Source organism: Vibrio sp. MMG023 (assembly GCF_021654215.1).
Classification (GTDB): domain Bacteria; phylum Pseudomonadota; class Gammaproteobacteria; order Enterobacterales; family Vibrionaceae; genus Vibrio; species Vibrio jasicida.
On the sequence record NZ_JAKFZP010000003.1, the window covers coordinates 717,203 to 729,904 of the forward strand.

Annotated in this window: 10 protein-coding genes; 5 read left to right on the forward strand and 5 right to left on the reverse strand. The window is 46.0% G+C overall.

Annotated features, from left to right (window positions below; translation table 11 throughout):
• The first annotated feature begins 132 nt into the window (after positions 1-132).
• Complete coding sequence (locus L1076_RS12900; RefSeq protein WP_102389257.1) at positions 133-936, forward strand: EAL domain-containing protein; 804 nt, start codon at positions 133-135, stop codon at positions 934-936.
• 4 nt (positions 937-940) lie between these two features.
• On the opposite strand, the gene dsdC is transcribed toward L1076_RS12900, so the two are convergent.
• Positions 941-1,882, reverse strand: coding sequence for a DNA-binding transcriptional regulator DsdC (dsdC, locus tag L1076_RS12905; protein ID WP_038868748.1), 942 nt, complete (start codon positions 1,880-1,882; stop codon positions 941-943).
• A gap of 208 nt (positions 1,883-2,090) precedes the next feature.
• Here dsdC and dsdX point away from each other — a divergent pair, with 208 nt between their 5' ends.
• Both dsdX and L1076_RS12915 read left to right on the forward strand, forming a co-directional pair.
• Positions 2,091-3,428: a D-serine transporter DsdX gene (gene dsdX / locus L1076_RS12910; RefSeq protein ID WP_275424159.1), complete on the forward strand. Its 1,338-nt coding sequence runs from the start codon at positions 2,091-2,093 to the stop codon at positions 3,426-3,428.
• Between the two features lie 15 nt (positions 3,429-3,443).
• On the forward strand, positions 3,444-4,775 hold the full coding sequence (locus L1076_RS12915; protein WP_237303729.1) for a D-serine ammonia-lyase: 1,332 nt from the start codon (positions 3,444-3,446) through the stop codon (positions 4,773-4,775).
• Positions 4,776-4,863: 88 nt separating this feature from the next.
• On the opposite strand, the gene cydC is transcribed toward L1076_RS12915, so the two are convergent.
• The 3 genes from cydC to trxB form a co-directional block, all read right to left on the reverse strand.
• Complete coding sequence (gene cydC, locus L1076_RS12920; protein ID WP_042604561.1) at positions 4,864-6,588, reverse strand: cysteine/glutathione ABC transporter ATP-binding protein/permease CydC; 1,725 nt, start codon at positions 6,586-6,588, stop codon at positions 4,864-4,866.
• A complete protein-coding gene (gene cydD / locus L1076_RS12925) occupies positions 6,581-8,368 on the reverse strand; it encodes a cysteine/glutathione ABC transporter permease/ATP-binding protein CydD (RefSeq protein WP_237303730.1) in 1,788 nt (595 codons plus the stop codon). Before cydD ends, cydC begins: the two co-directional genes overlap by 8 nt.
• Before the next feature lie 103 nt (positions 8,369-8,471).
• A complete protein-coding gene (gene trxB, locus L1076_RS12930) occupies positions 8,472-9,431 on the reverse strand; it encodes a thioredoxin-disulfide reductase (protein WP_009705851.1) in 960 nt (319 codons plus the stop codon).
• Positions 9,432-9,802: 371 nt separating this feature from the next.
• Between trxB and L1076_RS12935 the strand changes: the two genes are divergently transcribed.
• Complete coding sequence (locus L1076_RS12935; protein ID WP_009705852.1) at positions 9,803-10,459, forward strand: 2OG-Fe dioxygenase family protein; 657 nt, start codon at positions 9,803-9,805, stop codon at positions 10,457-10,459.
• Positions 10,443-11,678 (forward strand): cysteine desulfurase-like protein, encoded by a 1,236-nt coding sequence (locus tag L1076_RS12940; RefSeq protein WP_237303731.1) that lies wholly within the window; start codon positions 10,443-10,445, stop codon positions 11,676-11,678. The genes L1076_RS12935 and L1076_RS12940 overlap by 17 nt, the downstream gene beginning before the upstream one ends.
• 79 nt (positions 11,679-11,757) lie before the next feature.
• On the opposite strand, the gene L1076_RS12945 is transcribed toward L1076_RS12940, so the two are convergent.
• Entirely contained in the window at positions 11,758-12,582 is an 825-nt protein-coding gene (locus L1076_RS12945) for a DUF2797 domain-containing protein (RefSeq protein ID WP_009705854.1), read from the reverse strand.
• Positions 12,583-12,702 lie beyond the last annotated feature (120 nt).

Here is a 12,702-nt window from a genome sequence, read left to right on the forward strand (position 1 = left end):
GGTTATTGATTGCTATGTCATTATAGAAGGCGCATAGCAAAGCTCAAGGAATCCCATTTTTCGATGCCTACAGTTGTGCGTTTCGTTGATTTACTCTTTCGGGCTGACAAATACTTTTGAATGGTGTTATGTATGAGTAATTTAACCAAGGAGGATAAATGTAAGCAGGTCTTTGCTGATATTAGTAAGGGAGCATTCTATCCAATCTTTCAACCGATCTATGGTATGCGGCAAGATCTCCTTCTAGGAGCAGAAGTGTTAACGCGATGGAATACGCCTCGTTGTATTGAGTCTTCATTTCGTTGTATCGAAGAGGAGGGGTACGCAAACCAATTTACCAAGCGTTTATTTCAAAAACTTACCAAGCAATTGAAAATGTTGCCGAGCTCTGTCCGATTTATTTCGGTCAATATTCCGCCTTCATATCTAGCGAGCGTTTCATTTTTGGCAGATGTTTTACCTCTATTACAGTCTTGCAACCGAGGTAAAATGACTCTCTGGTTAGAGATTACCGAGAAAAACCAATATCCGACGGAAGTTGCTGATCAACATATGTTTCAAATGAACAGAAAGGTTTGCCAGCGTTTGGGTATCAAAATTGCCTTGGATGATTTTGGTAGTGCGAATCACAGAGATGAAGCCATCATTCGTTATGTTGAGCCCGATATTGTCAAAATGGATCGCAGCTTATTAACCATGAGGGGAGAACAGTATGAGATATTTTGGCAGTGTTTAAGCCTTTGGAAGCAAAAGTACCAATTTGACCTTGTTGCAGAAGGAATAGAGACTCCGGACGACTTGAATTTTGTACGACGTTTGTGTGTGGATTATGCACAAGGTTACTATTTACACCGACCTACACTACGCAGCGATCTTGACGACAATTTGTCATTCGACACATTGGCACAAAGCCAACGGTTACTCAAAAGAGCGTAGCTCGCTATTCCCCATTTACTTGTTGATTCAACCAGCCAATGAAGAGCGCTAATTTAGGTGAGTGCTTCTCGTTAGCCGTAACGACATAATATTTCTGTTTGCATTGCAGAGTTTGGTTTTTAAAAGGGGTGATCAGTTCGCCGGATTTAAGTCGTTTGTCCACCAGCGATAGTCGACCGATAGCAACGCCTGCATTGTGCATTGCGGCACTAACGGCCAAATCGGAACGGTCGAATGAAATGCTTGGAATATCGTCAATGCCTGTTATGCCTTGTTGCTTTGCCCACAGCGCCCATTCATCGTGATGAGAGTTGTAATCCCATGCTTGGTTGTCGTGAAGTAGGGTGGCGTTTACCAAATTCGCTGGCTTTTCAAATAGGTTAAATTGTTCTGCATATGTTTGAGTGCAGACCGGGATTATCTCTTCGCTCATCAGTTCTTTCGACCACAACTTTTCTGGCATCTGCTCATCGAAATAGATCGCAGCATCGATGCCATAGCCTTGGAAATTGACGTTCTCATTGCCAGTAAGAATATTCAGCTCGATGGAAGGGTGTTTTTGCTTAAATAGGTACAACCTAGGTACGAGCCAACATTGGGCAAAAGAAGGGCGAGAGTAAATCGTCAGCTCTCCGGAGACTTCGCCATTTCTGACTTCCATTACCTCTTGATTTAACTCGTTGAGTGTTCTGTTCAAGGCGAGATAAATACGTTCACCTTCTTCTGTGAGCGTGATTTTGCGGTGAGAGCGGGTAAACAAGGCAATGCCAAGCTCTTCTTCAAGCTTGTTGATACGGTGAGAGATGGCGCTAGGCGTCATGGAGAGTTCTTCTGCCGCAAGAGAAAATGAACTGTGTCGTGCTGCCACTTCAAAAGTATGAAGCTTGGAAAGTTGAAAGCTATTGATGCGTTGGTTCTTGGCGAAAATATTGTCTCTGGTGTACATGTGCGTCAACGAGTAGAACTTGATAAAACACATAATAACGGTGTTGTTATAGTTAGCTTCACCTATTGGTTGAAAAATTCACTAAACGTCGTATAAATCACGCTTTTGTTTCAATTCACTTCATCTAAAGGTGAGTTTTGATCGTTTGTCAGGGCTATGGATTCCTCGTTTAATTGCAGTCAATTAAAACAACAACATAGGTCTGAACATGGAATCCAACCTTTGGGTCATTACTACCCTCATAACGAGTATCTTAATGATCGTTTTTGCGATCGTTAAGTTTAAACTCCATCCTTTTTTAGCGCTGTTACTCGCCAGTTTTTACGTTGGCGGGATGATGGGCATGCAACCTTTAGAGATGGTCAGTGCTATCGAAAGTGGCATTGGCGGAACGCTTGGTTTTCTTGCTGTCGTGATTGGTTTAGGCACCATACTCGGCAAGATGATGGAAGTGTCTGGAGCGGCAGAACGAATAGGCCTTACCCTACAAAAGATTCGCTGGCTCTCACCTGAAGTAATTATGGTGTTAATCGGTCTTGTTTGCGGAATTACTCTATTCGTAGAAGTTGGCGTGGTACTGCTAATTCCACTGGCTTTTTCGATTGCGAAAAAAACCAATACCGCACTTTTAAATCTCGCCATTCCGCTTTGTACCGCCTTGATGGCAGTGCACTGTATTGTTCCTCCACACCCTGCCGCATTGTTTGTGACCAATGAACTTGGTGCTGATATCGGTTCTGTGATTTTCTATGGCTTACTCATAGGTTTGGTTGCGTCTTTAGTTGGCGGTCCGCTGTTCTTGAAGATGATGGGTGCTCGTCTACCTTTCAAAACCGTACCTGAAGAGTTCACCTCACTAGAAGTGAAAGATGAAGCACAATTACCATCTTTGGGGGCGACGCTATTCACCGTGATGTTACCTATTGCGCTGATGCTGTTAAAAACGGCGGCAGAACTCAATATGGAACATGGCAGTGCGCTGTACACCACTTTGGAGTTTATCGGTAACCCAATTACAGCAATGTTTATCGCCGCTTTTGTTGCTTATTACATGTTAGGTATTAAGCAGAACATGGGCATGAGTGTACTGCTTGAGAAAACGGAAGGTGCATTTTCTTCGATTGCCAACATCTTGCTGATTATTGGCGCTGGTGGTGCATTCAACGGCGTATTAAAGGGCAGTGGTTTGGCGGATGTATTGGCACAGTTACTTTCTAATCTCGATATGCATCCGATCCTTCTTGCATGGCTTGTCGCGATTATTCTGCATGCGGCAGTGGGCTCTGCCACCGTTGCCATGATGGGCGCGACGGCAATTGTGGCTCCATTACTCCCACTTTATCCGAACGTAAGTCCAGAAATCATTACTCTGGCTATAGGCTCTGGCGCAATTGGTTGTACGATAGTGACCGATTCGCTCTTTTGGTTGGTGAAGCAATATTGCGGAGCCACGATGACAGAAATCTTCAAGTACTACACGACAGCGACATTCATTGCCTCTTTTGTTGCATTAGCAGGCACATTCCTTCTGTCGTACATGATCTAATAAAGGTAAACAATAATGACTACGCATAACGTAAACGCACTAGTAGCAGAATTCCCTTTGGTTGAGCGACTCATTGGGTTAGAAGAGGTGGTTTGGTTCAACCCAAATATCACCACACTTGAAGAAGGTCTACCATACGTTGGCTTATGTGCTGCTAACATCAAAGACGCGAGTGAACGACTAAAACGCTTTGCTCCATACTTAATGAAAGCTTTCCCTGAAACGGCGGCCTCTAATGGAATCATTGAATCAAGCGTGGTCGACATCGACAAGATGAAGTCGTGCTTGGAAGCGCAATACGATACTCAAATTCTTGGGCGTTTGATGCTTAAAAAAGACAGCCATTTGCCTATTTCAGGTTCTATCAAGGCGCGTGGCGGTATTTATGAAGTGTTGACACATGCAGAGAAGTTGGCGATTGAAGCTGGGCTTCTGAGTGAAAGTGATGATTACAGCAAATTGGCGAGTGAAGAGCTTCGTCAGTTCTTTCAGCAATACAGCATTGCCGTAGGTTCAACCGGAAATCTGGGCATGTCTATCGGCATCATGAGTGCAAAACTCGGCTTCTCTGTATCGGTTCATATGTCGGCAGATGCGAGAGAGTGGAAGAAAAACAAACTGCGTTCTCACGGCGTAAACGTGGTGGAGTACGAGCAAGATTACGGTGTTGCTGTAGAGCAGGGACGCAAAGAAGCGGAAAAAGATCCAACTTGCTTCTTCATTGATGATGAAAACTCTCAAACCTTGTTCTTAGGTTATTCCGTTGCAGGTGAACGCTTAAAGCAACAGTTTGATGAGACGGGTATTGTCGTTGATTCGAACCACCCTCTGTTTGTTTACCTACCTTGTGGGGTGGGCGGTGGTCCTGGCGGCGTGGCGTTCGGCTTGAAGATGGCTTTTGGTGACGATGTGCATTGTATCTTCGCGGAGCCGACACACTCTCCGTGTATGCTGCTTGGTGTGCACACCGGCTTGCATGATGACATCGCGGTGCAAGATCTTGGCATCGACAACATTACTGCTGCTGATGGTTTAGCGGTAGGTCGTGCGTCAGGTTTTGTTGGTCGAGCAATGGAAAGACTGCTTGATGGTTACTACACCATCACGGATGAACGCATGTATCACCATCTAGGCGAGTTAAGTGAGCTGGAAGATATTCGTTTAGAGCCATCGGCGCTAGCGGGCATGGTTGGCGCGGTGCATGTTTCTAACGATAAAGCTTACCAGGCGCGAATGCAGTTTACTGAAGAGAAATTAAACAACGCGACTCACTTAATTTGGGCGACCGGTGGCGGCATGGTACCGGAAGAGGAAATGTCGGCTTATCTGGCCAAGTCAGGTCGTTAACAAATTTTGCACTTGTTATAGGAACAGCGAGAGTAAAAAGAAAAGGGCTCATCAATTGATGAGCCCTTTGTCTATTTGAATCCCAGTATTACAGAGATTGTAATAGCTGGTGGTAACGACCTTTTTCTGCAAGCAGTGCTTGGTGGCTACCTTGTTCGATGATTTCGCCTTGTTCCATCAAACAGATGTTGTCCATGCTTTCCAACTCAATCAAACGGTGAGTAATGAATACGACCGTTTTATTGGTGAAGTGTTGCTTGAACAGTTCCATCACTGTTTGTTCAGTACGCTTGTCTAGACCTTCAGTTGGCTCATCAAGCAGTAGGATAGGAGCGTCACGCAATAGCGCGCGAGCAATACCGATACGACGCTTCTCACCACCAGAAAGTTGACGACCGCCGTCACCTAGCCAAGCATCCAGTCCTGGTTCATCTAATAGATTCGCCAAATCCACTTTAGTCAGGATATCAGCCAGCTGTTCATCCGTTGCTTCTGGAGCCGCAAGCAATAGGTTGTCACGCAGTGTGCCATTAAGTACATCTACACGTTGGCTAACTACTGTGATCGCAGCGCGCAGATCGGATTCGCTCCAATCTTGCAGAGGCGCACCACCAATGCTCACTTGACCTTGGTTTACATCCCAGTAGCGACAAAGCAATTGAATAAGCGTCGATTTACCTGAACCGGTTTGGCCAACAATCGCCGTTTTTGAGCCCTGTGGCAGTGACAGTGTCAGGTCTTTCAGCACTTTTTGCTGGCCATCAGGGTAGGTGAAATCAACCTTGTCGAACTCAATATTTAACGGCTTATCACCTTCACGCTTCGATGTTTCTGGGAAGACAACGTCCGGCTCAGCTAGCGTGATTTCGTTTAATCGACGTGCTGAAGTCAGTGTTTGACCTAGATATTGGAAAGCACCAGCAATTGGCATCAGAATTTCAAAGCTTGCCATGGTTGCAAACGCGAACAGTGCAATCCAAGGATCTGGTGCACGACCACCAACACCATCCGCAGCAAACCAAAGCATTGCAACAAGGGTTAAGCCGTTAGCGAGCATCAACAAGCCAGATGCCATACCAGTGAGGTTTGCGTTAACAAACTGGTTGGATAGCAGCTGTTTTTGCTTTTCTAGAATCACGTTACGGTAACGCTCTTCTGCACCAAACAGGCTCAGTTCGCTATAACCTTGTAGCCAGTCCAGTGTTGCAACGCGCAGTTGTGCTTTGTTTTGAGTCAGATGTTCGCCGTTATGTTTGCCCAGCTTGTAGAACAATACCGGCCACACCAACAGCATTACCGTTAGGATACCGCCAAGCAGTAGCGCAAGGTGCCAGTCAAAGAAGGCAAGTACCGCGGTTAGCGACAAGATACCGAAGATGCCAACAATCACAGGGCTGACAAGACGCAAGTAAACGTGATCCATCGCGTCTACGTCTGCCACTAGACGGTTTAGCAGATCCGCATCACGCAGAGTCGAAACGCGACCAGGGATCAGTGGTGCAAGCTTCTTGAAGAAGAAGATACGCAGATCCGTCAGTAGTTTGAATGTTGCATTGTGGCTAACTACACGCTCACCCCAACGGCCCGCAGTACGTGCCATCGCGGCGCCACGAACGCCGGCGCCCGGAAGCATGTAGTTGAAAGTTTCACGAGCAATAGTCAAGCCCGCGACGGCAGCCGCAGAGATAAACCAACCGGATAAGGTGAGTAGGCCAATAGAAGCAGCCAGCGTTAGAAACGCCAGAAGCATGCCGAGTGACAAACCAAACCAATGCTTTTTATACAGTTTTAGATAAGGGAGTAAATCACGCATCTAAGTTCCCCTTGTCTGATTCACGTTGAGCTAGGTTGGCAGCCAACATCTCTTTAAACAAACCATCTTGTGAAGCCAACGTTGCGTAATCGCCACGTTGAACGATTTGACCCTCTTGCATCACCAGAATCTGGGAGACATTCTGCAGCGGTGCGAGTTGGTGGGTGATCATCAAGTTAGTGGTGGACTTAGTGTATTTACCGATGCCTTCCATAACCAATTTCTCGCTTCGAGCATCCAAACTTGCAGTTGGTTCATCAAGTAGCCAGAAACGGCCGTTTTGTAACATCGCACGAGCAAGAGCAAGGCGCTGTGCCTGACCAACAGACAAACCGCCAGAGCGATCTGAGATTTGGTAATCCAGACCGTGCATTTCAACAAACTCTGCAGCGTGGGAGTCACTCAGTACAGAGTGGACTTGCTGGTCTTGAATATCCTGCTTACCTAGAGTGACGTTGTCACGAATGCTGCCGTGCAAAAGCATTGGGTTTTGACCAATCCAGCTGATGGTTTCGCGCCATGTCGCCAAATCCAACTCGGAAAGTTCACATCCGTTAATCTTTAAGCTGCCTTTGTATGGCATAAAACCAAGGATGGTATTTACTAAGCTGGTTTTACCTGCACCACTTGGGCCAACCAGTGCGGTGCTTTGATTCGCTTCTAGCGAGAAGGATAGGGGACCAGCAAGCTGTTTACCTTCAGGGCTGAAGATAACAAGATCTTGAGCTTCGATATGAATCGCTGCGTTTTGTTCTACAGCCTTGTTGCCGTCTTTAACTTGGTCTACATCTAGCTCTAGAAATTCAACAATGCTTTCTGCTGCACCGACTGCTTGTTGCTTCGCATGGTAGAAGGTACCAAGGTCACGTAATGGCTGATAGAACTCAGGTGCAAGGATCAGAATAAATAGACCAGCAAACAGCGTTACACCTGTGCCGTAGTAACCGAAGTTGAGCTCTCCGATATAGCTAAAGCCAAAGTAAACTGCCGTAATCGCAATTGAGATAGAAGTGAAGAACTCAAGAACTGCTGAAGATAGGAATGCAATCTTCAATACATCCATTGTACGAGTACGGAAAACTTCAGATGCACCTTTTAATGTCTCGGTTTCTGATTGAGTACGGTCGAACAAACGGATGGTTGTCATTGCTTGCAAACGGTCATAGAAGTGACCAGATAAACGTTGCAGCGCTTTGAAGTTCTTACGGTTTGCGTCAGCGGCTTTCATACCCACCAATGCCATAAACATTGGAACCAATGGTGCAGTAATCAGGAAAATTAAACCGGCTGCCCAGTTAATTGGGAAAACCACCACTAGGATGATGAAAGGCACCAAAACAGACAACGACATTTGTGGAAGGTAGCGAGAGAAGAAATCTTGCATGTCTTCTACTTGCTCTAGGATCAACGTTGCCCAACTACCTGCTGGCTTACCTTTGATATAAGCAGGACCAAGTTGGTGAACTTTATCGAGAATCAGTTGGCGGATGTAAACGCGGATCTGTTCGCCGCAACGATATCCAGCGATTTCGCGTCCCCAAGTACAAGCTGCGCGACCGATAACAGTGACACCAAGTCCGACGAAGTACCAAACGAGTTCGGATTTGTCGACTTGTTCAATAATGAGTTGGTGGAGAATGGAGGCGAGCAGGGCTGCTTGAGCCAATAAAAACACGCTTGATAGTACGCCTAGGCCTATCGCAACCATCAGCCAGCGCTTGGCCAACTTACTCTGTTGCTTAAGCCACTTATTCAAGCTGCTTTGCTTTTTCTTATCCATCGTGAAGGCTTAATGATAATTGTTTTAATGAGGCGGTAGTATACAAAAGAAAACCCAGCGGGAATACCGCTGGGCTTTAAGGATATGACACAAATGTGAAAAGTTATTTGTCAGTAAGTGCGTCTAAGAAGCGTTCTGCATCTAAAGCTGCCATACAGCCAGTACCTGCAGAGGTGATTGCTTGACGGTAGTTATGATCCATCACGTCGCCTGCTGCAAACACACCTTCGATGCTGGTTTGCGTTGCGTTACCTTCAAGGCCGGATTGAACGAGGATGTAACCATCTTTCATATCGACTTGGCCTTCGAAGATTTGCGTGTTTGGTTGGTGACCGATTGCGATGAATGCACCCATTACATCGATATCTTCTGTCGCACCGCTGTTCACGTCTTTAATGCGAACACCCGTTACCCCCATGTCGTCGCCTAGCACTTCATCTAGTGTACGGTCAGTGTGAAGAACGATATTACCGCTTTCAACTTTATCCATCAGGCGTTTTACAAGGATCTTCTCAGCGCGGAATGAATCGCGGCGGTGGATCAGGTGCACTTCTGATGCAATGTTTGATAGGTAAAGCGCTTCTTCAACAGCAGTGTTACCACCGCCCACAACCGCCACTTTCTGATTACGGTAGAAGAAACCATCACAAGTTGCACAAGCTGAAACGCCGCGACCTTTAAATGCTTCTTCAGATTCAAGACCTAGGTATTTCGCTGATGCGCCAGTAGAGATGATCAACGCATCACAAGTGTACTCACCAGAGTCACCTTTCAGACGGAATGGACGTTGAGACAGATCCACTTCGTTGATGTGATCGAACACGATTTCTGTTTCGAATCGTTCTGCGTGTTCTTTCATGCGTTCCATCAAACCTGGGCCAGTAAGACCTTCTGCATCACCAGGCCAGTTTTCTACTTCAGTTGTGGTCGTTAGCTGACCACCTTGCTGCATTCCCGTTACTAGCACAGGGTTTAAGTTAGCACGCGCTGCGTATACTGCTGCGGTGTAACCTGCTGGGCCAGAACCAAGAATTAATAATTTACAGTGTTTTACGTCGCTCATTATGGCTCCATAGAGGGCTGAACATTTCTCCCGATTGTATGGAAATTCTTAGTGCTTTAAAAGCATAAACGAAAGGAGCGGATCGAATTATTGGTTATAGGTTAGAACTTGCTGATGTTTATGGAGAGGCGTTCCAGACTAGAATAAAATTCTGTTTATAGTAGAGAGTTCTAGTTTCAAATACTGCGCAAGCTCCGTTCTGAATATTTAAACTGCTGTTGATATTAATTGTAGTGCTAAGTGTCGTTTTTTCTTTTTTGTTGAAGCTATCAACGTCAAATTCTGGTAATTGCAGAATATTTGCGTATCCTAAGATGTAAATTAAATGTTAATTCAAACAAGCTAGATGTGCCTCATTAAAGGAGCCAATGATGTTACATTCACGAGAGAACACCCTACATTTAACTCAGCTCAGCATGGCAGCGATTGAGCAACTTTCTCCTTCCTTCGAAGGCCTACCTCGTACGGAACACGCCGACGGTCAATATCGTCTTCGTCGTTACTCCGTGGTTGGGTTTGAAAACGGTCAGGTGGTCGATTTAAACAAAAACAGCTTTGTACAATCTTCTGATATCAACCGTTTCCAAGGTGATGTGATTCGCCAGTTTGAGCCGATTGAAAAAGGGATTCTTTCCAGTGAAGGTTTCCGTGAAATGTGTGAGTTATTCGTTAACGCAAACCACTTACCAGACGGTCAGGAAATCGAGATCCATCAAATTCGAATTACTGCGATTTACGATGAAACCCAAGTTGCACCGGAAGGGGTACACCAAGATGGTTTTGACCACATTGCATTAGTCGGTGTCGGGCGTCATAACATCATGGGTGGCGACATCATGCTTTACAGCAGCCACAACCAAGCGCCTTTTTTCCGTAAAGTATTGGAAAATGGCGAAGTGGCAATGCTGGCAGACAGCAAACTGTGGCACAACGCGGTGCCAATTCGCTCAGTGATTAATGACCAAGAAGGTCATATGGATGTATTTGTACTGACAGCGACGGATAAACGAAATGAACTTCAATCTTAATCAGATCCGAGAACAATTTCCCGCACTGGCGCAATACCACAATGATCGCCCAGTGACCTTTTTTGATGGACCCGGTGGTTCACAAGTGCCGCAGTCGGTACTCGATAGCATGGTGAGCTACCTTGGAAGATTCAATTCGAACCTCGGCGGGCATTATTTCTCAAGCCAAGCGACGGTTGATGTAATGCAATCGGCACGCGAATCAGCGCAAGCTCTGCTAAACGCACCGTCCTCGGGCAATATTGTGTTTGGCGCGAATATGACCTCGCTGACATTCCAGCTAAGTCGCGCTATTAGTCGAGATTGGAAAGAGGGTGATGAGATCATTGTTTCAGCCCTAGACCATTACTCTAACGTGTCGAGTTGGCAACAAGCAGCAGAAGATAAAGGCGTGGTGGTTCACCAAGTCAGAGTTAATGAAGAAGATTGCACGCTGGATCTTGCGCATCTTCAGAGCTTGTTGAATGAGAAAACGCGTTTAGTGGCGGTGACTTACGCATCGAACACCACCGGCTCGATTGTTGATATGCACCAAGTGGTCAAAATGGCACACAGTATCGGCGCTCAAGTTTATGTGGATGCCGTGCATTATGCGCCCCACCATCTAGTCGATGTGCAAGCATTAGGGTGTGATTTCTTGGCATGTTCTGCGTACAAGTTTTTTGGACCACATGTAGGAATTGCGTACGTAGCAGACCAGTGGTTACACAGTGTTAAGCCCTACAAAGTTGAACCTGCGACTAACATTGGACCGGGGCGCTTTGAAACCGGAACACAGAGCTTTGAAGGCTTGGCGGGCGTCACAGCTGCGGTTGAATACTTAGCCCAGTTTGGTGATGAAGATGCATCACTTCGTCAGCGTTTAGAGCAAAGCTATGCGTTATACAGCCAACATGAGCAGCAATTGAGTGAGCATTTCTTGCAGCGTTTAGGGGCGCTGGACGGCGTGAACTTGTTTGGTATTAACAATGAAAGCAATCAACTGAGAACGCCAACTTTCGCGCTCACTTTTGATAAATACGCTCCAGAGTTCATCGCGAAGACGTTGGGCGAGCACAATATCTGCGTCTGGAACGGGCACTTCTATGCACTAGGACTCGTTCGCCAGTTAGGCTTAGAAGAGTCGGGCGGCGTGGTTCGAATCGGTTGTATGCACTACAACACGACGGCAGAAATCGACATGTTGTTTGATGTGTTAGAAAACATCCTCGACGCGTAAGAATCGAAGACGACACAAACTAAAAGCTCGAGCCAGGTGCTCGAGCTTTTTCGTTTCTTTTATTCCATGAGCCGAGAGCTTATTCGCTCACTTCAACTTCATAAGAGGTGAACTTACGCACGTTGATCACGCCAGTATCGAAGATCAGGTATTGGCCTTTAATACCTTGCAATGTACCTGTAACAACTGGGTTTTTATCGAAGTTGTGCGAGGTGATTTTAGTCGGATGCTGCTGAACTGGGTAGCTTAGAGAAGTGATGTTTTCGCTCAACACTTCAATTGCGTCATCGCCATACTGCTGTTTAATCTCAGCGATTTTGTCTTCCACTAATGGCAGTAGTTCTGCAAAGCGATCTTGCAGTTCAATTGGGTCGCCATCGCCTTTCAGCAGTGTTCGCCAGTTTGTCTTATCAGCAATGTGTTTCGCTAATTCGATTTCAATCAAGCCAGAAATATGACGAGTTTTTACTTTGAAGATAGGCAGACCTTGTGTCGCACCTTGGTCTATCCAACGGGTTGGAATTTGGGTATGACGAGTGATGCCCACTTTCAAACTTGACGTGTTAGATAGGTAAACGAAGTGGTCCACCATGCAGTTCTCTTCACCCCATTGCGGCTCGCGACAGGTGCCTTGTTCGTAGTGACAAGTTTCTGGCTTCATGATGCACATGTCGCAACTCGCCAACTTCTTCATACATACAAAGCAGTGGCCTTGAGAGTAGCTCTTCTTGGTTTTCTTACCGCAAGAACAACAGTAGATGTTGCCTGTGTGAGTTAGGGTGAGGGTTTTACCAAGAAATGGGCTCAAATCCACTTCTTCGTCACCCACAGGCAGACGGTAGCTTACTGCACCATCCAGAGAAGCACGCATTTTGTTTAGCGTGCCTGTAGCAATTATTGACATGACATTACTCATTATTGTGTTTTTGCACAGTATATACCGAAGCGGTCTCGATATGCAGAGGTAAGCAAACAAGTCTGTGGTTTTGTGTTCTCTTTGGTGTCTTTTTAATCAAGGCGATGT